21 protein-coding genes are annotated in these 20,901 nt (G+C 37.9%); 17 read left to right on the top strand and 4 right to left on the bottom strand.

What is annotated here, in order from left to right:
* Positions 1-43 precede the first annotated feature (43 nt).
* From miaB to hfq, 7 genes are all read left to right on the top strand, one after another.
* Positions 44-1,597, top strand: a complete 1,554-nt coding sequence (gene miaB, locus BM000_RS09395; RefSeq protein ID WP_091497291.1) for a tRNA (N6-isopentenyl adenosine(37)-C2)-methylthiotransferase MiaB — start codon at positions 44-46, stop codon at positions 1,595-1,597.
* 3 nt (positions 1,598-1,600) lie between these two features.
* Positions 1,601-1,972 (top strand): YlbF/YmcA family competence regulator, encoded by a 372-nt coding sequence (locus BM000_RS09390; protein ID WP_091497288.1) that lies wholly within the window; start codon positions 1,601-1,603, stop codon positions 1,970-1,972.
* Between the two features lie 552 nt (positions 1,973-2,524).
* A complete protein-coding gene (gene cotE / locus BM000_RS09385) occupies positions 2,525-3,073 on the top strand; it encodes an outer spore coat protein CotE (protein ID WP_091497286.1) in 549 nt (182 codons plus the stop codon).
* A 189-nt stretch (positions 3,074-3,262) separates the two neighbouring features.
* Positions 3,263-5,845, top strand: coding sequence for a DNA mismatch repair protein MutS (gene mutS, locus BM000_RS09380; RefSeq protein WP_091497283.1), 2,583 nt, complete (start codon positions 3,263-3,265; stop codon positions 5,843-5,845).
* A gap of 3 nt (positions 5,846-5,848) precedes the next feature.
* Positions 5,849-7,714 (top strand): DNA mismatch repair endonuclease MutL, encoded by a 1,866-nt coding sequence (mutL, locus tag BM000_RS09375; RefSeq protein ID WP_091497280.1) that lies wholly within the window; start codon positions 5,849-5,851, stop codon positions 7,712-7,714.
* Positions 7,715-7,727: 13 nt separating this feature from the next.
* A complete protein-coding gene (gene miaA / locus BM000_RS09370; RefSeq protein WP_091497277.1) occupies positions 7,728-8,663 on the top strand; it encodes a tRNA (adenosine(37)-N6)-dimethylallyltransferase MiaA in 936 nt (311 codons plus the stop codon).
* Between the two features lie 40 nt (positions 8,664-8,703).
* The gene (gene hfq / locus BM000_RS09365; RefSeq protein WP_091497274.1) at positions 8,704-8,928 is read left to right on the top strand and encodes an RNA chaperone Hfq; all 225 of its coding nucleotides are present in this window, start codon (positions 8,704-8,706) and stop codon (positions 8,926-8,928) included.
* A gap of 165 nt (positions 8,929-9,093) precedes the next feature.
* Here the strand turns inward: hfq and BM000_RS09360 are convergent, their stop codons facing one another.
* From BM000_RS09360 to BM000_RS09350, 3 genes are all read right to left on the bottom strand, one after another.
* Entirely contained in the window at positions 9,094-9,894 is an 801-nt protein-coding gene (locus tag BM000_RS09360) for a YqhG family protein (protein ID WP_245751623.1), read from the bottom strand.
* Positions 9,851-11,479, bottom strand: coding sequence for a DEAD/DEAH box helicase (locus BM000_RS09355; protein WP_091497272.1), 1,629 nt, complete (start codon positions 11,477-11,479; stop codon positions 9,851-9,853). The genes BM000_RS09360 and BM000_RS09355 overlap by 44 nt, the downstream gene beginning before the upstream one ends.
* 231 nt (positions 11,480-11,710) lie before the next feature.
* A complete protein-coding gene (locus BM000_RS09350) occupies positions 11,711-12,127 on the bottom strand; it encodes a rhodanese-like domain-containing protein (protein ID WP_091497269.1) in 417 nt (138 codons plus the stop codon).
* Positions 12,128-12,501: 374 nt separating this feature from the next.
* Between BM000_RS09350 and mntR the strand changes: the two genes are divergently transcribed.
* Together mntR and BM000_RS09340 are read left to right on the top strand one after the other, a co-directional pair.
* Complete coding sequence (gene mntR / locus BM000_RS09345; RefSeq protein ID WP_091497267.1) at positions 12,502-12,927, top strand: transcriptional regulator MntR; 426 nt, start codon at positions 12,502-12,504, stop codon at positions 12,925-12,927.
* A gap of 81 nt (positions 12,928-13,008) precedes the next feature.
* Positions 13,009-13,899: a patatin-like phospholipase family protein gene (locus BM000_RS09340; protein WP_091497264.1), complete on the top strand. Its 891-nt coding sequence runs from the start codon at positions 13,009-13,011 to the stop codon at positions 13,897-13,899.
* A gap of 187 nt (positions 13,900-14,086) precedes the next feature.
* On the opposite strand, the gene BM000_RS09335 is transcribed toward BM000_RS09340, so the two are convergent.
* A complete protein-coding gene (locus BM000_RS09335) occupies positions 14,087-14,452 on the bottom strand; it encodes an SA1362 family protein (protein ID WP_091497262.1) in 366 nt (121 codons plus the stop codon).
* Between the two features lie 196 nt (positions 14,453-14,648).
* Between BM000_RS09335 and BM000_RS09330 the strand changes: the two genes are divergently transcribed.
* The 8 genes from BM000_RS09330 to spoIIIAE all read left to right on the top strand — a co-directional run bounded on the left by BM000_RS09330 (position 14,649) and on the right by spoIIIAE (position 20,886).
* Positions 14,649-15,131, top strand: a complete 483-nt coding sequence (locus BM000_RS09330) for a YqhR family membrane protein (protein ID WP_091497259.1) — start codon at positions 14,649-14,651, stop codon at positions 15,129-15,131.
* Between the two features lie 95 nt (positions 15,132-15,226).
* Positions 15,227-16,288: a M24 family metallopeptidase gene (locus BM000_RS09325; protein WP_091497256.1), complete on the top strand. Its 1,062-nt coding sequence runs from the start codon at positions 15,227-15,229 to the stop codon at positions 16,286-16,288.
* 41 nt (positions 16,289-16,329) lie between these two features.
* Positions 16,330-16,887 (top strand): elongation factor P, encoded by a 558-nt coding sequence (gene efp / locus BM000_RS09320; RefSeq protein WP_091497254.1) that lies wholly within the window; start codon positions 16,330-16,332, stop codon positions 16,885-16,887.
* 757 nt (positions 16,888-17,644) lie between these two features.
* Entirely contained in the window at positions 17,645-18,616 is a 972-nt protein-coding gene (spoIIIAA, locus tag BM000_RS09315; protein WP_091497663.1) for a stage III sporulation protein AA, read from the top strand.
* Positions 18,561-19,070, top strand: coding sequence for a stage III sporulation protein SpoIIIAB (spoIIIAB, locus tag BM000_RS09310; RefSeq protein ID WP_091497251.1), 510 nt, complete (start codon positions 18,561-18,563; stop codon positions 19,068-19,070). Before spoIIIAA ends, spoIIIAB begins: the two co-directional genes overlap by 56 nt.
* 16 nt (positions 19,071-19,086) lie before the next feature.
* Positions 19,087-19,293 carry a stage III sporulation protein AC gene (spoIIIAC, locus tag BM000_RS09305; protein WP_091497247.1) on the top strand — a complete coding sequence of 69 codons (207 nt, stop codon included), beginning with the start codon at positions 19,087-19,089 and terminating at the stop codon, positions 19,291-19,293.
* Between the two features lie 3 nt (positions 19,294-19,296).
* Entirely contained in the window at positions 19,297-19,686 is a 390-nt protein-coding gene (gene spoIIIAD / locus BM000_RS09300; RefSeq protein WP_091497244.1) for a stage III sporulation protein AD, read from the top strand.
* Between the two features lie 30 nt (positions 19,687-19,716).
* Complete coding sequence (gene spoIIIAE, locus BM000_RS09295) at positions 19,717-20,886, top strand: stage III sporulation protein AE (protein ID WP_091497241.1); 1,170 nt, start codon at positions 19,717-19,719, stop codon at positions 20,884-20,886.
* The last annotated feature ends 15 nt before the right edge of the window (positions 20,887-20,901 follow it).

Here is a 20,901-nt window from a genome sequence, read left to right as displayed (position 1 = left end):
GTTAAAATGGACAGAGATGTAAATGAGGAAGGAGTTCTAATCTATGAACGAACAACAGCTAAAACAATCAACTCAAATAAATCAAGCTGATCAAAACAATTTAGATCGGCTAAAAAATATTGATTCAGATGAATTAATTGGAAAATATTTTCAAGCGACATATGAGCCGCCAAACTTAAAAAAAGCGAAAAAGCGTCTGAAAAAGGACGTTGATATTCACTATGATTTTAGTATTCCAGCAGACATGAAGGAAATCGGTACAGGTAAAAAGTTTTTAATTCGCACATATGGTTGTCAGATGAATGAGCATGATACTGAGGTAATGGCGGGCTTATTAACTGATATGGGTTATCAATCGACTGAATTAACTAGTGAGGCTGATGTTGTCCTGTTAAATACTTGTGCAATTAGAGAGAATGCAGAGAACAAAGTGTTTGGTGAAATCGGTCACTTAAAGCCATTAAAAATGGAAAATCCAGATTTAATTATTGGCATTTGTGGTTGCATGTCACAGGAAGAGTCCGTTGTTAATCGTATTCTGAAAAAACATCCGTTTATTGATATGATCTTCGGTACCCATAATATTCATCGTTTACCAAGCTTACTTAAAGAAGCGATGTTTTCAAAAGAAATGGTAGTTGAAGTTTGGTCAAAAGAAGGTGATATTATTGAAAACCTTCCAAAGGTTCGAAAAGGCAACATAAAAGCGTGGGTTAATATTATGTATGGATGTGATAAGTTCTGTACATACTGCATTGTCCCATATACGCGAGGGAAAGAGCGGAGCCGTTTACCAGAGGATATTATTCAAGAGGTGCGCCATTTAGCTGCCCAAGGCTATCAAGAAGTTACTTTGTTAGGGCAAAATGTAAATGCATACGGAAAAGACTTAGAGTTTGCCTATAGCTTAGGTGATTTATTGGACGAGATTCGAAAAATAGATATTCCACGTGTGCGTTTTACCACCTCACACCCAAGAGATTTTGATGATCGATTAATTGAGGTATTGGCTAAGGGTGGTAACTTACTTGATCATATTCATTTACCGGTTCAATCCGGAAGCTCTGACGTTTTACGAATCATGGCAAGACGCTATACACGTGAGGATTACCTTGAGTTGGTTGGTAAAATTCGTAAAGCAATGCCAAATGCGACCCTGACTACCGATATTATTGTTGGGTTCCCAAATGAAACAGACGAGCAATTTGAAGAAACGATGACCTTGATGAAAGAGGTTGGCTTTGAAGCGGCTTATACGTTTATCTATTCACCAAGAGACGGTACACCAGCTGCGCGCTGGACCGACAACATTTCAATGGATGTCAAGAAAGAACGCCTACAGCGTCTAAATGCGCTTGTTAATGAGCAATCTAAAGCTGCAATGGAAAAATATGAAGGACAAATTGTCGATGTTTTAGTTGAAGGAGAAAGTAAGAAGGATCCTGATGTGCTATCAGGTTATACTGAGCGCAACAAGCTTGTCAATTTTAAAGCATCCAAGTCGCTAATTGGTAAAGTTGTTCCTGTGAGAATTTTAAAGGCAAAAACATGGTCGTTAGACGGTGAACTTGCCGAAGTTAAAGCTGAGGTGTACTAAGTATTGCATTATTCAAAGGAATCGATTATGAATAAAGTTGAAGAGATTTCAGCCAAGTTAAACGAGTTGGAACAAGTTGAACGTTATAAAGCTCTAGAGGAACGACTTAATAGTAATGATAAGGTGAAGGACAAGATTAACCAGATTAAAGCATTACAAAAGCAAGCCGTTAATTTGCAGGCTTATGGCAAAACTGAAGCTACCCGACAAATTGATCAGCAAATTGATGCTGTTCAAGCTGAAATTGATGCCATTCCAATTGTTGATGAGTTTAAATCCAACCAGACAGAGGTCAATGATATCTTGCAGACGCTTGTGGATCAAATTGAACAGCAAATTAAGGATCATCACGATGGTGATCAATCAATTAGTTAAAGCATAAGAGTAAAGAACTTTTTACTCTTTTAAAGTTCCAACAAAAAGAGCTACCTACACCTTTAGCTCGCAGGATATGAGTCAGTTAAATCCGTCGCCCACTTAGTCGTTCATATGTAAAAGTAATTTAAGTGCAAAAAACTTATCTGTTGGTGCGATCGCTCATAATTGCGGGCGATCGCACCTATTTTATTAACTTCGCACTTATTACCTCTCCTTTCGCACTCACCCTAACTTAGGTGTGATTAAGTAAATTTAAGTGCGAAAATTCATTTGTGGGAGCGATCGCTCACAATTAAGTGCAATTGCACCCACTTTTGTAACTTCGCTTACAATGAAGCGCTTTTTTAATGATTTCGTATCATAGTTATTATGCATTACTTACTTGATAAATCTGCCTGTCGCCTTACTCTTACTGTTCAGTCATTTAAATTAGTTTAGATTAATTGTAGCAACCTTTGGGCAAATGCATAGGATGAATTATGTGGTGAGAGTCACTTCGCCTAGGTTAATTGCATACACTGAACATGAAGAAAGAGGAGGTTAGATGCTATGTCATTTCTTGATCAAGACTATCGAGAAATTATTACAAAGGCAGTGATTGGAAAAGGTCGTAAATTCACACAGGATACACATATCATTAGTCCAACGCACAAACCCTCAAGTATACTTGGTTGTTGGATCATCAATCATTTATACAATGCGAAGAGAAAAGGTGAGGAAGTAGTTGAAGTGAGTGGGAGCTATGATATTAATGTATGGTACTCCTATAATGATCACACGAAAACAGAGGTTGTTACAGAACGTGTCACCTATTCCGATCCAATTAAGCTGGCAGTAAAAGATAAGCAGACAGTTGGTTCGCAAATTGAGGTTTACGCAAAAGCTCTACAACAGCCTAACTCATTATCCTGTCAGATTGAAAAAGGAGATAGTAAAATAAAAACAGAAGTTGAACGAGAATTTCTCGTTGAGGTTATTGGTGATACTAAGGTTGCAGTTAGAGTTGATCCAAGTGGCTTTGTAGAAGCAGATGAAGACTGGATCGATCAGCTAACTGATGATGAATTAATTAATTTAGAGCCGAAATCTTCTAATTAAAGCGTACAGCTTATGTACGCTTTTTTCTATCCATCTGTTTTTAATAGCAATTAGATGTCGGCCGTATGGTATATTTCTCACAGGTTCCCGTTCAGCGTAAATTAATAGATCAAGTTGAAACAATAAAAAACTAGATCACATCTATGCTATAATATATCTATCTAAATTTAAAAAATAGGAGTCAGATTAATGCGTAAGTTTACCCCAATGATTGAGCAATACTTAAAGATAAAAGCGGAATATAAAGACTGTTTCTTATTTTTTCGCCTAGGTGATTTTTATGAAATGTTTTTTGACGATGCTTTAAAAGCATCGCGAGAACTAGAGATTACGTTAACAAGCCGTGATGGTGGTGGAGATGAACGGATTCCAATGTGTGGTGTTCCTTACCATTCTGCCAGTAACTATATTAAGAATTTAGTAGAAAAGGGCTTTAAAGTGGCTATCTGTGAACAGGTTGAAGATCCTAAGGTAGCTAAAGGTGTCGTTAAGCGAGAGGTCGTGCAGTTAATTACACCAGGGACCGTGATGGAAGGCACGATGCTTAATGAAAAAGAGAATAATTACATAGCAAGTCTTGCCGAAATTTCTGAGCAAGTTTTTGCAGTGGCTTATAATGATCTTTCAACTGGAGAGACTAGTGCTGCACTTGTGCAAGCAGGCTGGGATAGCCTGCTGAGTGAGTTATTTAACCGGCCAATTCGAGAGATAGTGATTTCAAAGCATTTAGCTACTGATAAGCAGGCTGCCTTAACTGCTCGTCTAAATGTAACCTTGTCATATTGTGAAGAGGAGTCGATCAATGAGCCATTTGATATGCTCGTTAAAGATTTAGAAGACCCCACTGTAAAACCCGCATTTGGCAGGCTAGTAAACTATGTTCAATCGACTCAGCAGCGAGCGGTTGACCATTTAAAGCCCGTTCAATTGATTGTCCTTGAACAATACCTTGGGCTTGATATGTATTCAAAGCGCAACCTAGAATTGACCGAGACAATCATGAAAAAGGGTAAGCAAGGGAGCTTGCTCTGGGTTTTAGATCAAACGGTTACGGCAATGGGGTCGCGCAAATTGAAGAAATGGTTAGAACGACCGTTACTTAACCACCAAGCACTAACAAAGCGTTATCTGCTCGTTGAAGGACTAATGCATGATTTCATTAACCGGAAAGAACTCCGGACACAGCTAAAATCAATTTATGATTTAGAGCGATTAGCTGGACGTGTTGCGTTCGGTAATGTAAATGCGCGGGATCTATTACAACTTAAGATTTCACTTGGTAAGGTGCCGTGTATAAAAGCATTATTAGCTCAGTTTAGTGCAGCTGATCTTGTTAATCGCGGTGCAGCTCTGGATCCCTTAGCGGATTTAAAAATACTATTGGAGACAAGCTTAACCGAGGATCCGCCGATTACAATTAAGGAAGGCAACATGATTAAGGACGGTTATGATGACAAGCTTGATCAGTACCGTGATGCTTCTCGTAATGGGAAGAAGTGGATTGCAGAATTAGAGCAACGGGAGAAACAAGCCACCAACATTAAATCGTTAAAGATTGGCTATAATCGTGTTTTTGGCTATTACATTGAAGTGACCAGGGCCAATTTGCACCTTTTGCCTGAAGGTAAATATGAACGTAAACAAACGCTAACTAATGCTGAACGTTTTATCACCCCAGAGCTAAAAGAGAAGGAAAGTTTAATTCTATCTGCCGAAGAAAAAAGCATTGAGTTAGAGTATCAACTTTTTCTTAAGCTACGTGAGCAGGTAAAGAAATTTATTCCTCGCCTACAAAAGCTTGCTGACCAAATTAGTGAGTTAGATGTTTTTCAAGCTTTTGCAACAATTAGTGAGCAAGAAGGTTATGTCAAACCAACACTAACAACGGGACCTGCTATAACAATTAATAAAGGTCGACACCCTGTCGTTGAAAAAGTTATGAAAGATCAGATGTATGTACCGAATGATGTTAGTATGGACAAGACTAGTCAAATATTATTAATAACAGGGCCAAATATGTCAGGGAAAAGCACGTACATGCGGCAGGTGGCATTAACGGTCATTATGGCACAGATTGGTTGCTTTGTGCCGGCTGACCAGGCAATGCTCCCTATTTTCGATAAAATCTTTACGCGAATTGGAGCTGCTGATGATTTAGTTGCTGGTCAGAGTACATTTATGGTAGAAATGCTTGAGGCTAGACATGCCCTTACTCATGCAACAGAAAACAGCTTAATTCTGCTTGATGAAATTGGTCGTGGGACCAGCACCTATGATGGGATGGCACTTGCTCAAGCCATCATTGAATACGTCCATAATGAAATTGGTGCCAAAACGCTCTTTTCAACACATTATCATGAGCTAACAAGCTTAGAGCAATCATTAGTTAACCTTAAAAATATTCATGTGCGCGCCGAGGAATATGAAGGAGAGGTTGTCTTTTTGCACCAAATTGAGGAGGGAGCCGCTGATGAAAGTTACGGTATTCATGTGGCCAAGCTTGCCCAACTACCAGCCGCATTAATTGAGCGAGCTGCTGTCATTTTAGCTGAACTAGAAGCTAAGCAGACGGAATACGAACACGCTAACAAGCAATCGGTTCAACTCAGCTTTTTTGGAAACGAGCCGGAGATGGCCAAGCAAGTACAGGTTAAAGATTACGGTAAAATTGCTGCTGCAATTGAAAGTTTTAACTTGATGGAAATGACACCTATGGACGCGATGAATGAGCTTTATCAACTTCAGAAAAAAGTAAGAGAGGAGCGTCAATAAGTCGTGAAAATTCAAATGATGCCTGATGCTCTAGCAAATAAAATTGCTGCGGGTGAGGTAGTAGAACGCCCGGCATCGGTCGTTAAAGAACTGGTTGAGAATAGTATTGATGCTGGCGCAACCGCTATAAAGATTGAAATAGAAGAAGCAGGCTTAAAAAAAATAAAAATAACCGACAACGGTTATGGGATGAGTGAAGCAGATGCAGAGCGTGCTTTTTTACGTCATGCAACAAGTAAAATAAAAACAGAGCAGGACCTGTTTCATGTTCGAACCTTAGGCTTTCGGGGTGAGGCACTTGCATCCATTGCAGCAGTCAGTCAGTTAACGGTAAAAACAGCGACTGGTGATCAGGCTGGCACGCTATTAAAGCTTGCAGCGGGCAAAGTCGTTGAGCGTCATAAGAGTGATGCAAGAAAAGGGACTGAGATTTGGGTGGAACACTTATTTTATAACACCCCTGCCCGCTTAAAATATATGAAGACAATCCATACTGAATTAGGCCATATAACTGATGTCATTAATCGGATTAGCTTATCTCATCCAACTATTCGCTTTGACCTTCTTCATAATGGTAAGGCGTTGTTTCAATCAAATGGTCGTGGTGACTTACTTCAGATTATTGCTCAGATCTATGGTGTGTCAGTCGCTAAGAAAATGATTAAGGTTAACCATGAAACCCTCGACTACAACATTTATGGCTTTGTTGCAAAACCGGAAATAACACGTGCTTCCAGGAGTTATATGTCAACTATTGTGAATGGACGCTTCGTTAGGAGTATCTCGCTCAATAAAGCAATACTAGCTGGCTATCACACGTTACTTCCGATTGGGCGTAGTCCAATTGCGATCGTTCAGATTGAGATGGATCCAATTCTTGTAGATGTCAATGTTCATCCAGCCAAGCTTGATGTAAGATTTAGTAAAGAGAAAGAACTTTTCTATGCTGTTGAGGAGACAATAAAGCAAGCTTTTCGCAAGGAAACATTAATTCCAACTGCTAAGCCGAAACCAGAAAAACAACCAGCCACGATTCAAGAAACATTACAATTTGATTATGACGTGACGATGGTCAATAAAGACAACGCAGCTCACAACATTGAAAATAGGCAGGTGCCTAAACAAGTTGACCAAGGCTTAGCAGAAGCTAGTTTAGCAACTTCAGAACAATTGAATGATGATTTAGTATATGACGAGCAAAAATTACCAGTCATTGAAACTGAGCAAGAGATAAAGCATACCAAGGCTGAAACTGTCTTAAACGCTGAGTATGTACCTAGCCCAGAGCGTATTCCTGTTATGTATCCATTGGCTCAACACCATGGCACTTATATTATTGCTGAGAATGAGCAAGGTTTATACATGATTGACCAGCACGCGGCCCAAGAGCGAATTAAATATGAATTTTATCGAGACAGAATTGGCCAAGTTGAAAGTGATCTACAAGAGCTGCTACTCCCGTTGACCTTTGATTTTACTAACCAAGAAGCAATGGTAATTGAGCAATATCAAGATCAATTAAAACAAGTTGGCCTTTTCTTTGAACACTTTGGCCAAACCACTTATTTAATTCGTGCCTACCCAACCTGGTTTCCAATTGGCCAGGAAGAAGAAACAATTCGTGACATGGTCAATCAGGTTAAGGAAGAGGAAAAGATTGATCTTGCTAAGCTTAGAGAAGACGCAGCAATCTTAATGGCGTGTAAGAAGTCAATTAAAGCAAATCATCATTTAAACCATAACGATATGTTGCAGTTACTTGAAGATTTAAGAGGAACGACCGATCCATTTACTTGTCCGCATGGTCGCCCAATTATTGTTGAGTTTACCAGCTATGACTTAGAAAAGATGTTTAAACGTGTTATGTAAAAGGAGTTAGGTTATGAAGCAACCTGTAATAGCCATTGTTGGGCCGACTGCGGTTGGAAAAACAAGCTTAAGTATTGAAGTAGCCAAGGCATTTAATGGAGAGATTATTAGTGGAGACTCCATGCAAGTATATAAAGAGATGAATATTGCAACGGCAAAAGTAACCGATGAAGAAAAAGCAGGCATTCCTCATCATCTTCTTGACATCAAAGAGCCGGATCAGGCTTATTCAGTAGCTGAATTTCAGAAACATGTTCAGAAGCTGATCATTGACATTAAGGAACGCGGTAATGTGCCAATCATTGTGGGTGGCACAGGACTCTATATTCATGCAGCTCTTTTTAATTATCAGTTTTCTGAACAGAAACGTGATCCCGTTATTCAGGCTAAAATTGAGCAAGAAATTGAACAAAAGGGAATCGCAGAAGTCTATCAAAGACTGAAGCGCATGGATCCAATTCATGCTGAGAAAATACACCCCAATAACCGAAGACGTCTGGTTAGAGCTCTGGAAGTGTTAGAAACGACAGGTCAAATACAATCACAAAGGCAATCGGCTGAACCACTAGCTTCTCCGTATAACCCGATCCTACTTGGTTTGGATATGGAACGATCGTTATTGTATCAGCGAATTAATCAACGGATAGACGAGATGGTTAGATTAGGTGTCGTAAACGAAGCGCAGCACTTTTATCAGCTGGGATTAAAAAATGCCCAGTCCATGAAAGCAATTGGTTATAAAGAGTTTATTCCTTATTTTGAAGGTGAATATGATTTAGAAACAGCCATTGAGCTTTTAAAGCGTAATTCAAGGCGCTATGCAAAGCGGCAATATACGTGGTTTAAAAATAAAATGCAGGTCAACTGGTATCCGATCACTCCTGAAGAAAGAGCTGAAGTTTTTAAAAAAATTATTAAAGATTTAGCAGGAGTTTTAGAAACTATCTAGAATATTAGTATATTAGAGATAGAAAAGAGGAGGAAATAGCATGGCTCAATCTGTTAACATTCAAGATCAGTATTTAAACGCGTTAAGAAAGGATCATGTTCAGGTCACCGTTTTCTTAACAAATGGATTCCAATTAAGAGGGATTGTTAAAGCCTTTGATAATTTTACTGTCTTATTAGAGACAGAAGGTAAACAACAACTAATCTTTAAACATGCCATATCAACTTTTTCACCTGCAAAAAATGTAACATTAGAAAAGGAATAGATGTTGTAGAGATGCTAGTATTGTGGTAACAAAGCGCAATTAGTAAAGCATCAGTTAAACAATAATTGTATGGCGGTGGCGGCTCGTTACTTGCTATAGTCTTAGCATATCTATTTAAAATAAGGTACTGTATACGTTTGGTGTAAATACGTATACAGTACCTTATTATGCTTTCTCAGCGGTATAGAATAAGCCACCATTAACGATCTCAAAGCTAATTTTAGGTTGGAAAAGCACTTGGATATTTTGCTTTTCCTTCTCATACTGTTGCTGATCTAAATTTGGGTTACGCTGATAAAAGTATTCAAGGAGCTTAAGTTCTTCACTCATTTCATGGTAAGACTGTTCTGCCCAGCTGTGTTGCTCATGCTGAAGTTTCTCTAGAATATAATGCTCAATACGTAGAAATGCATGATTAAGTGTAATTAATGGAGTGATGGAGTAGCAGAAGTCTGGTGTGATTCCAGTCCATTCTTTTTCCTTAAGCCAAGTAATGGCTTGATCAATAATTACACCATTTATAAGGTTAATACCAAACGAAAATAGCGACTCATGCTTGGTCTTTCCCACAAAGGTTAGCTTCAAATTAATGATAAACCAAGGATAAAGAGGAGTTTGTTCTGCCACCTCTGTTTTCTGATAAAGTGAGGTGAACTTTCCTTTTTCAAGGACATCTAGACAGATTGTTTTAAAACGTTCTGTACCTAGGTAGATATATTGAACGTCTTTGCTGGCCAGCTCAAACTGAGTCGTAAAACTGACCTTCATTGGTTGTCCAACTTGATTTAGTTTTTTTACATACTGCCAATAAAATGGTCGATTCATTAGCTTTTCATCCATTTCATCAGTCAATTGAACGTGAATTGCCTGTTGGTCTACGTCAACCTCACACTTATTATCGCTAAAATAGTCAATAAGAAAATTATGAAGATTCTCTATTTCCATGTTCTGCACCTGACCAATCATGATAGGCGATCACCTCCGCTAAATTATCCATTTTAATTTTTACTTCGCCAATGCTTGTTGATTGCTGCATAATTGCAGTGAGTTCATCTTCAATATTACCGATATTTAAGTCTGCCAGTATTTGATCTAAGTGGCCAATGACACGCTGAAAGAGATGGATTTTTTTGTACAACAATTGCAGGACATGGTCTTCAATTGTGTTCTCAATAGAAAAGTTATAAATTTTCACATCATGTTCTTGACCAAACCGATGAATACGCCCAATACGTTGTTCAACGCGCATCGGATTCCATGGCAAATCATAATTAACTAAGTGATGGCAAAATTGTAGGTTAATCCCTTCTCCACCGGCCTCAGTTGCGATTAATACTTGCGCATGGTCTTTGAAGAGCTGCTTCATCCAATCTTTTTTTCCGCGTTTAAATCCACCCCGGAAAGGAACTGAGCTGATGCCATGCTCTTTTAATAACCATTGTAGATATATTTGGGTCGCGCGATATTCGGTAAAAACAATGCATTTGTCATTAATTGATTTAATTAGTTCCACTAGCTTTAAAGCTTTGGCATGATGAGGCAATTGTTCGATTTGCGTTAACAAGCTCGTATGCTGTTCTTTCTGTTTAAGTAAAGAAGTATAGAGTGCTTCTCTTGATGAGCAAAATTCCCTTAAAAATAATGTTCTACTTACATTTTGCTTGGTAAAGTTAGCCTGTTCAAGCTCATGGTAGAAAGCTAGCTCTTCATCTGTAAGTGTGACAGTTATTGTTTCGACGTGTCGTTTGGTAAAGTCTAACTCAGTCTCATGACGAAGGTTTCTCACCATTACCTTCTGAATCAAACGTTTTAATTGATCATCTAGGACAGTGGTTCCTTTATCAAATGTTTTAAGGAAGGATTGTTGATCACCTAATAACCCTGGTCTAAGCAGTGTCACTAAATTAAATATATCTGTTAGTTTATTTTGAATGGGAGTAGCCGTTAATAATAAGCAGTATTTCTTTGACAAAGCTTGGATAAGCTGATAGTTTTTTGTTTGATGGTTTTTTAATTTATGTGCTTCATCAATAAGTAAAAAATCAAAATGCTGCTCTAGGACGGCACTTCGATGTGGCTCCCGCTTAATTAAATCAATTGAAGTAATCATCACATCTTGATTAGACCAGCAAGGATTTTTTTTGGCAATGGTCGTTCTTATAAAGAATTTCTCATAGAGCTCACTTGCCCACTGATTAACTAATGAGGCAGGCACTATAATTAATGCTTTGGTGATTAATCCTCTAAGCATATACTCTTTTAAAATTAACCCAGCCTCAATTGTTTTCCCTAAACCAACCTCATCAGCCAGGATGGCACGACCATTCATGTTATGCATGACTTTCTTTACTGTATCTATCTGGTGCTGTAGGAATCGGACGTGCTTCAGTTGTTCTAAAGCTTTTAGTGTATTAGAGCTGGGCACTAGAAGTGTATTAGCAACTTGATAGGCACGCTCAAAACTCTTCCAATCTGAGAAAGGTCCGTTTTGATTAATTTTTTCGAGATAGTGATCGACAAATGTCAGATCACGATTAAGTTCAATATGCATGAAGAGACCGCCTTCTGAAGTAAAGTCTTTTTAGAGATTTAAGATAATACTAGTATTGACAACTTAGCCATTTTTATGACGATAAAAAAATTTAAAAAATGGGGTGAAAGCTAGTTTGTTATTCACGGAGGTAAGCGTGAGGGAACGAGGGGCGATGATCTTAGCTAATAAAATAACCGAACAAGCATGTGCTCATTCGGTCATTGTTATTTATCTTCTAGCCTGAATATTTTAATAATTAGGCTTGTTGGTTTTTTTTATTTTTCCTTTCCAATCCTTGAAGCCACCTTTTAAATCATGAATTTGCTGGTAGCCCTCCTTATGGAGTAACCATGCTGCTCGAGTTGAGCGGGTACCGGATTGGCAATACAAATATATAGGCATATCTTTCCGCATTTCCTTCATACGTTGTTTGAATTGTGAAACCGGTATGTTACGTGCACCCCAAATGTGACCAGCGTCAAAGTCTTTTTGCTCTCTGACATCAATTAGCTGTGCTTTTCGATAACCTTCCCTAAATTCAGTTTCTGTAAGAGTTGTTAATATTTTTTTAGTTTTAAAGTAACGGTACAGTGTGAAGCCAATGTAACCAATTACAATAAATAAAATAACAATCCAGTCCCATGCTAAAGCTAAAGTCATAAACATCTTTCGTTCCCCTTTTTTTAATACAGATTAACTGACCGTAAGCCCCTCCATAAAATAAATTCAGGTTGGGACTCGCCAGTTAGTAAGCCCATTCATTCAGAGGCCGTTCTTTAGAAGGCCGTTTGTTAATCATCCTTTTTGGTTGATACCCGTGGTGCTAACAATTAGTGGCGATAAAGAAAGTCTCATCTGGTTGAACGTTCACCTGATCAGTCTGTCTATATTATACGATGTTTATTAATTATTTTCAAAATGAAATGTTTATTTAGAGTAATTAAAAGCCGATTTGACTTGTCTCTGTTCAGAAACTATTGTATTCTTTAAAGAGTAATTAATTGGTTAGGTAAAGATTGTTTGAAGAATGGGGGAGACTTATGCCGACACCTAGTATGGAAGATTATATAGAACAAATTTACATGTTAATTGAATCAAAGGGCTATGCACGGGTATCCGATATTGCTGAAGCTCTTGAGGTTCATCCTTCCTCCGTTACAAAAATGGTTCAAAAATTAGACAAAGACGGTTATCTTAATTATGAGAAGTATCGTGGCTTAATCTTAACACCACAAGGTAAAAAAATCGGAAAACGTTTAGTATATAGACATGAATTGCTTGAGCAGTTTCTTGAAATCATTGGTGTAGACGCCGCTAATATTTATACAGATGTTGAGGGGATTGAGCACCACTTGAGCTGGAACTCAATTGATCGAATTGGCGATCTTGTTCAATATTTTGAAAAAAACCCAGATCGAGAAAAAGAACTTGCTATCTTAAGAGAAGAAGCGGATCAAGAAGAATAACTGAATCAGATTAGTCTGATTCAGTTATTTTTTTGTAGCAGATGCATATCTATTACACAAATAGATATGAGGAGAATGCGAATGATTGTTGATGGTGTCTTTTCCGGTGGTGGCGTTAAATCGTTTGCTTATATTGGTGCTTTACAGGCATGTGAAGAAAAAGGAATCCAATTTGCCAGAGTTGCCGGTAGTTCAGCGGGGGCAATTGTTGCTGGCTTACTTGCAGCGGGATATCAAGCTAAAGAGCTAAAGGAAATCATGCTTAATCTCGATCTTCAGCAATTTCTCGATGGAGGCAAGCTGGAGAAATACTTTCCCTTTGCAAAATGGTTGGCTGTTTATCGAACGCTAGGTTTATATAAAGGGGATCGACTTGAACTGTGGCTGGCAGAGCTATTAAAAGAAAAGGGAATTGTGTCCTTTAATGATATTACCAAGGTTGAAATGAAGATAACAACAGCGGACCTTACGCTTGGTCGATTAATTATTTTGCCAGATGACTTGACTAAAATATATGGTATAAACCAAAATGCTTTTTCGGTAGCGAAGGCAATTCGAATGAGTGCGAGCTTACCCTATTTTTTTCGACCGATTAAGCTATTTGATCAACAGGCAAGAAAGCATTTACTCGTAGATGGTGCTTTATTAAGTAGCTTGCCAATGGGAATCTTTAAAACCGATCAGTCAAAGCAAAAGCGTCCTGTTCTTGGGTTTCAACTACAGTCTAAAGAAAATTATTTTACTAACTTTCAAATAGATAATGGTCTACGCTTTACCAAGACGCTGATTGGAACTATGCAACATGCTCAAGATCTAAAATATATTGAGCAGCATGATAAACGAAATATTATTTTTTTAGATACGGATGCTGTTAACGTCGCAGACTTTGGGCTTTCGCAACAAAGACGCGAGCAATTAATCGAAAAGGGCTATCATAAAACAAAGCACTTCTTACAAAAGCAGCTTGTTTAGTTTTAATTCCGCAATTAACTTAGATGAATGTATTTTATAATTGTTTTTACAAGTTCCAAACACGAACATTAAGCAAGGTTTCGTAAATATTCAAATAAGACGAGTGAGCTGAAGTAGCTCACTCGTCTTATCTTTGTTTTGCCGGTATTATTAGAAGAATATGTGACTGCCAGCAGGTCGGTCTAGGTTACAAGGAAGCGCGGTCTTTTTTATTTGCTTTCTTTCCCTCAATAACTCGAAGATGAGGTGGATTTGAAGCTCTCTTTTTTGCGATTGGTGTAACCTTTCTTTGAGTGCTATTTTTCTTCTTCTTTTGAGTTTGAGCGAAACGTCGATTTGTCATCTTTGCTGCGCGTCGGTATTTCTTCAACTCATCGGTCATTCTTTGTTGTGGTTTGAATAAATAAACGAGAAGATAAACAAATGCGCCTATTCCAGCTAAAATTAGTATATTATTAAATAAAGAAGTTGTTTGAAAGAAGAGTTGATAGAAGAAACCAATTGTTGCGAACAGGATAACAGTGTATACTAAAACAGTTCGAAGTCCTTTCATATGATGTACTCCTCCTTTTTTGTCGTAGAATAAACTTGCTACTATTTTCCCTCTATAATAGAATCTTAATCACTTAATTAACTATATTATCGTCTTTTAAATTAAATTTATGCAATGCAAAGTGTTTTTTTGCAATTTCTTTCACGATGCATAGCGGACTTGAAATTTGGACAAGTTAGCAATGAGGTGAATACTTATGATTAAACAAGAGAAAAAGAAAGAGTCAATTCAGTCACTTAGATGGCGTGTTGCAGAAGCTGGTTTTTTTGGTGGTCTTCTTTGGAGTAGTGTCGGGGTATTTGCTTCGTATTTTAATTTTACTAAAGTATCACCTTCTTCACTAACACTACAGCTGTTCTTTCGTGCTAACTGGATCATGCACTGGCAGGGAGAGTTATTAGCCATTCTTATATTAAGTATTATATCAATAGTTTTAGCATATCTATACTACTTTTTTTTAAAGAACCTAACGGGTATGATGCCAGGCTTGCTTTATGGCATCGGGATCTGGCTAGCTATTTTTTTAGGTCTGTCAAACTGGTTTGAATCTGTCCCTAGTCTTGTGACCCTGAGTAAAGATACGATTGTAACAACGATTTGTATATTCATATTATATGGTGTCTTTATTGGTTACACCATCTCCTATGATTTTATGGATTACAATTCCGAGCAACAATAGCTGCATTAGAGCTTGTCATCTTCACAACACGACAAAATGTGGTACACTGATAGGTGGGAAATGTTTTTTTAACATAGTGAAGGGTGGATCAGATGATGAGTAAATTAGTAAACCTTAAGCAAGCCATTGAAAAACAGGATTTGGATGCATTAATTATAACCAATGCCTTTAATCGTCGGTACATATCAGGTTTTACAGGAAGTGCGGGAGTTGTAATTGTAACGAAAACAGAGCAACTCTTTGTCACAGACTTCCGCTATGTGGAGCAGGCTGCTAAGCAAGCAGTTGATTTTGAAATAATTCAGCATAAGCAAGCAATTGTTACGGAGATTGCCACTCAACTTAGCAAAAGAAAGTTAAAAAAAATTGGTTTCGAACAAACTGATTTAACCTACGCCAATTATCAGGCCTATAATAGTGCTGTTGAAGGTGAGCTTGTCCCGACTTCAGGAATTGTTGAGCAGCTACGAACAATTAAAACAGAGGAAGAATTAGCGATTATGCAGCAGGCTGCAAATATTTCTGATGCTGCCTATGCCCATATTTTAAAATTTGTTAAACCTGGTATTACTGAAATTGAAGTATCTAATGAACTAGAATTCTTCATGAGAAAGCAAGGCGCTACCTCATCAAGTTTTGATATTATTGTTGCTTCAGGTGTTCGCTCAGCGTTGCCACATGGGGTAGCGAGTGAAAAGAAAATTGAGCAAGGTGAGCTTGTTACACTTGATTTTGGTGCTTTATATCAAGGGTACTGCTCGGATATAACGCGAACGTTTGCAGTTGGGGATATTTCAGATCAATTACGTGATATTTATGACACCGTTTTGGAAGCGCACTTACGGGGATTGCGTGGTACCAAAGCAGGAATGACTGGTAAAGAAGCTGATGCGCTAGCACGAGATTACATAACAGAGAAGGGCTACGGCAATTGCTTTGGTCATGGTACTGGTCACGGCTTAGGCATTGAGGTTCATGAGTCACCGCGCTTGTCACCATCAGATGAAACGGTGTTGCAGGAGAACATGGTTGTCACTGTTGAACCAGGTGTGTATGTGCCAAATGTTGGCGGGTGTCGAATTGAAGATGATATCATCATCTTGAAAGATGGAAATAAAAGCTTGAACAGTGCACCGAAAGAACTTATTATATTATAGGTAGCTAAAAGCTACTGAGAGGTTTTAGGGAGGATAAAGTAATGATTTCAGTTAATGATTTTAAAACAGGATTGACCATTGAATTTGATAACGGTATTTGGCAAGTACTAGAATTTCAACATGTTAAACCTGGTAAGGGTGCAGCCTTTGTGCGAACAAAGCTACGTAATTTGCGTAATGGAAACATTCAGGAAAAAACCTTTCGTGCTGGGGAAAAAGTAGCTAAAGCCCATATTGATAACCGTAAGATGCAATACTTGTATGCTTCTGGAGAAATGCATACCTTTATGGATATGGAGTCTTATGAGCAAACAGAAATTCCTGCTGGACAAATTGACTACGAATTAAAGTTTTTAAAAGAAAACATGGAAGTAAATATTATGTCATATCAAACTGAGACAATTGGTGTAGCCTTACCCAATAACGTTGAACTAGAAGTTGTTGAAACTGAGCCAGGTATTAAAGGTGATACGGCAAGTGGCGGCTCAAAACCAGCAGTAATGGAAACAGGCTTAACTGTTCAAGTACCTTTCTTTGTTAATATTGGTGATCGCTTAATTGTAAGTACCTCTGATGGGAAATATGTATCACGCGCATAAAACAATAATGAAAAGCATCAACTAAATGAAGCTTAGCTGAATTTAGTTGATGCTTTTTTATTCGCTTTCTTGGTTCTTAGCAACATGGAGAAGAAAAGGGCAAGTAGATATTTTGCCGAATAACCCCGTTCGTATAAAGCTATCGTTATTAAGTTGCAAGAAGGATATGTTCTGATTTCCGTGGGTGTTTGAACTATACCTTGTAAGTCTTGAACACAGCAGGTCTTGGTTTCAGAAGTAGTAAATCCCAGCATCTTCGCTTATTGACTGATAATAAGCGCTATTTTCGTTTCTACTTTTGATTTTGGACTAACTCATTCATGATGAATACCTACCTAAGTGAAGATAAGTAATGGATGCGAATCCTCTCCTGTGGGAATAGGATGAGCTGAAGATTCACTGTGTGAAGTGTTAGACTAACCCCGTCACGTCCTGGAACAACGTTTAACTGACTTACATCCTGTAGCCAGAAGCCAGCTCCGCGGAGAGCGATCCCATTGCTTTTCGGAACGGCATAACGCGCCGAACTGATATGAAAGTCAATCTGGGTAGTGCATGCACACTCCCCCAAACACGTGCAAGGCTTAATGACTGTTTTCAGTGTCTGAAAAGTTGAGGAGTTTAGAATTAACTTATTGGGTACTGAATACACATGAATACTGCTCCGAAAGATAGCGAAACTCTCCTGCTTGTCATAATCAGTTGTAGACATCATATATTAGAAGTAATCATAGTCTAATGATTGAAGGTGATTAAACTGTTACCAAACGACATCCTTAAAATAATCCCAAAGCGATTCCATCAAGAGTTAAATTCAATTAGTGGCAGTAGACTAATTGAAGAGATACGGATAAGAATAAACAAGCCAATTGAACTTGTGTTTCAAAATCATTTTAATTTCATTGCGGAGTATACTGTCACTGTTGAAGATGGTCATTATATCCTCAATCAATTAAGTGAATTTTCGCGCTATCGTTTAGAAGAGGAGCTTAGACAAGGCTATGTCACTTTAGCTGGCGGACATCGTGTTGGTATTGCTGGTCAAACTGTTGTTCAAAATCAATCAGTTAAACAAATTCAAACAATTAGTTCATTTAATATACGACTAGCTCGTGAAAAGATTGGGGTGGCGAACACGGCAATTAAATACTTATTTGAGAGTGGTCAATATTTAAATACCTTAATTATTGGACCACCTCAATCAGGCAAAACAACCTATTTGCGCGATTTAGCCAGAATTATCGCAACCGGTTGGGGACAAACACCTGCCTATAAAGTTGGCATCGTTGATGAGCGATCAGAAATAGCAGCTTGTAAAGGTGGACAGTCACAATATCAGCTTGGCGATCGTTACGATGTGCTGGATCACTGTCCGAAAAGTGAAGGCATGATGATGTTAATACGTTCAATGTCCCCCGACGTGCTAATTGTTGATGAAATTGGTTCAGAGCGTGATGTCCAAGCTATTTTAGAAGCTAGTCGTGCAGGTGTGGCGGTTTTATGTACAGCGCACAGCATGAATTTAACTCAACTAAAGAAACGGAGTCAATTCCAATATTTACTAAAAGAAAACTATTTTGACCGTTTTATTATCTTAAATCGAACAAATCGGACAAGCATTCAAGTTTTGAATGAGAATGGAGAAAATATTGCTTTGAAGCGGGGGGAGCGTCATGAATTGGATTGGAGCGATTTTGCTAATTACAGCAACGTCATTAATCGGCTTTGAATATGCTGAGCGGTTAAAGCAGAGACCAAAGCAAATCTTGCAGCTAAAGGTTGCTTTACAAATCATGGAATCAGAAATTATTTATAGCTATACAACAATTGGACAGATATGTCTTAAAATAGCTGAGCAATCACCCAAGCCATGCAATTATTTTTTCGCTAGTATTGGTCGGCAATTAAGTTACCATGATAATCTTTCGACACTTTGGAATAGTGAATTAATTAAGTTAAAAAATTGCTCAGCCTTAAAACAACAGGAAATTGATATTTTAAAGCAATTCGGCTATACACTGGGTACGTTTGATGCGAAAGAACAAAGAAAACAAACGCAATTAGCTTGTGTACATCTTGATCGATTATTTCAAGAAGCGCAGGTTGACCACTTAAAGCTGGGAAAGGTCTATCAAGGAATTGGTTTACTTAGTGGCATTCTAATGACGTTAGTTTTAATGTAGAAGGGAGTTAACGATAATGCAACAGGATGTTTCATTAATTTTTCAGATTGCCGGAATTGGCGTAGTTGTCGCCATGATCCATACTATCTTAAAGCAAATGGGGAAAGAAGAATACGCTCAATTCATCACATTGGTAGGTTTTATTATTGTCCTAATGATGGTCATGAATAGTATTGCTGATTTATTTCAGCAAATTAAATCTGTCTTCCTATTTCAAGGATAAAGAATGCTAATTGTCCAAGTCATTCTTATTGGCTTTGTCGCTGCGCTCCTTATTACATTAATAAAAGCTTATCAGCCAACTATTGCCTTAGTTTTATTAATAATCACAACCTGTTTACTATTTTATTTTATTCTAGCTCCTGTTACTGAAATTATTAGTCTACTTAGAGATTTAGCCAATCAATATCGCATTAACTTTATTTACCTGGATACTGTTTTTCAAATTATTGGTATTGCATACTTAACAGAATTAGGGGCTCAGCTTACTAATGACGCTGGTCTTGGATCAATTGCATCAAAAATTGAACTAGTAGGTAAAGTGTTAATTCTAATCGTTTCAGTACCTGTTTTAACAGCAGTTATCGAAGCCATTATTCGCTTTATTCCTCAATAGCTTAGCGAATATACGGGAGGCTAATTCCTGATGAAGAAACTAATCACGCTTATAGGTATCATCGTGTTGAATTTGACAAGCCATACCCTGCCAGTTTATGCAGAGCAAGAGGTCCAACAACCGGAAATACAATTGTTTGACCAACTAGAAACAGAGCCATTAACTGATTTCTGGCAGGAGTTGAGATATGATTATGAGGATTATTTACCTGAGATCAATCGACTGTCTGTGAAGGAAATGATAACAAATAGCTCAGGTCTTTCGATAACAAGCTTGTTTAGAGCTTTCTTCGAGCTAACAGCTCATGAATTAATGGCAAGTAGTAAACTATTGGGTCAATTAATCGTCATTAGTCTGATTTCGGCTTTTCTTAAAAATATGCAAGCATCCTTTCAATCTGAGTCGGTTAGCACAGTTGCTAACCTCGTACTTATTATTTTACTAACAACTTTGGCCATACAAAGCTTCACGGTTGTAGGAGCGCTAATTACAGATGTGGTTAGTCAAATTCATAGCTTTGTTCTGGCTCTGTTACCATTACTACTTGGTTTAATGGCAATGATGGGAGGCATCCTTTCAGCTTCGTTCTTCCATCCAGTCATTATTACGTTTCTAAATATAACGGTCGTTATAACAGATAAAGTTGTGCTACCGCTTATTTATTTTTCCTTATTATTGCATTTAGTTAGTCTATTAAATAAAACCTTTCAGTTAACAAAACTAGCGGACCTGTTAAGACAAGTTGCTCTTGGTTTACTTGTCATTTGTCTTAGTGTTTTTTTAACTGTTTTGTCAGCCCAAGGTGCTATTTCATCAGTTCAAGATGGCTTGACTGTGAAAACGACTCAATTTGTAACCAATAATTTTATTCCAGTCGTTGGCAGGATGTTCTCTGAGGCGACGGATACTATTTTTGCAACAACGCAAATTTTGAAAAATGGTTTAGGTGTGTTTGGCTTTATATTTATTCTACTCATGGTTGCCGTTCCCATTATTAAAGTAGCCATTATTGGTCTTTCTTATAAGCTGGTAGCAGCTATTCTGCAACCGATCGGTGAGGTTCAGATTGTCAAAAGTGCAACAGCCATTTCAGAGCATATTTTTTATTTGTTGGCAGCTTTGCTTGTTGTTTCCTTTATGTTTGTCATGACAATCGTTATTTTATTAGTTGCTAGTAATCTCACTTTAATGATGCGTTAAGAAAGGAAGTGACTA

Source organism: Amphibacillus marinus (assembly GCF_900110345.1).
GTDB classification, from domain to species: Bacteria; Bacillota; Bacilli; order Bacillales; family Amphibacillaceae; genus Amphibacillus_D; species Amphibacillus_D marinus.
This window is presented reverse-complemented; position numbering and strand designations above follow the sequence as displayed.

Bases quoted from the DNA above. Each gene is read 5' to 3' on its own strand.
- miaB (WP_091497291.1), top strand. From the start codon at position 44: ATGAACGAACAACAGCTAAAACAATCAACTCAAATAAATCAAGCTGAT.
- cotE (WP_091497286.1), top strand. From the start codon at position 2,525: ATGTCATTTCTTGATCAAGACTATCGAGAAATTATTACAAAGGCAGTG.
- mutS (WP_091497283.1), top strand. From the start codon at position 3,263: ATGCGTAAGTTTACCCCAATGATTGAGCAATACTTAAAGATAAAAGCG.
- miaA (WP_091497277.1), top strand. From the start codon at position 7,728: ATGAAGCAACCTGTAATAGCCATTGTTGGGCCGACTGCGGTTGGAAAA.
- hfq (WP_091497274.1), top strand. From the start codon at position 8,704: ATGGCTCAATCTGTTAACATTCAAGATCAGTATTTAAACGCGTTAAGA.
- BM000_RS09360 (WP_245751623.1), bottom strand. From the start codon at position 9,894: ATGATTGGTCAGGTGCAGAACATGGAAATAGAGAATCTTCATAATTTT.
- BM000_RS09355 (WP_091497272.1), bottom strand. From the start codon at position 11,479: ATGCATATTGAACTTAATCGTGATCTGACATTTGTCGATCACTATCTC.
- BM000_RS09350 (WP_091497269.1), bottom strand. From the start codon at position 12,127: ATGTTTATGACTTTAGCTTTAGCATGGGACTGGATTGTTATTTTATTT.
- mntR (WP_091497267.1), top strand. From the start codon at position 12,502: ATGCCGACACCTAGTATGGAAGATTATATAGAACAAATTTACATGTTA.
- BM000_RS09340 (WP_091497264.1), top strand. From the start codon at position 13,009: ATGATTGTTGATGGTGTCTTTTCCGGTGGTGGCGTTAAATCGTTTGCT.
- BM000_RS09335 (WP_091497262.1), bottom strand. From the start codon at position 14,452: ATGAAAGGACTTCGAACTGTTTTAGTATACACTGTTATCCTGTTCGCA.
- BM000_RS09330 (WP_091497259.1), top strand. From the start codon at position 14,649: ATGATTAAACAAGAGAAAAAGAAAGAGTCAATTCAGTCACTTAGATGG.
- BM000_RS09325 (WP_091497256.1), top strand. From the start codon at position 15,227: ATGAGTAAATTAGTAAACCTTAAGCAAGCCATTGAAAAACAGGATTTG.
- efp (WP_091497254.1), top strand. From the start codon at position 16,330: ATGATTTCAGTTAATGATTTTAAAACAGGATTGACCATTGAATTTGAT.
- spoIIIAB (WP_091497251.1), top strand. From the start codon at position 18,561: ATGAATTGGATTGGAGCGATTTTGCTAATTACAGCAACGTCATTAATC.
- spoIIIAC (WP_091497247.1), top strand. From the start codon at position 19,087: ATGCAACAGGATGTTTCATTAATTTTTCAGATTGCCGGAATTGGCGTA.
- spoIIIAD (WP_091497244.1), top strand. From the start codon at position 19,297: ATGCTAATTGTCCAAGTCATTCTTATTGGCTTTGTCGCTGCGCTCCTT.
- spoIIIAE (WP_091497241.1), top strand. From the start codon at position 19,717: ATGAAGAAACTAATCACGCTTATAGGTATCATCGTGTTGAATTTGACA.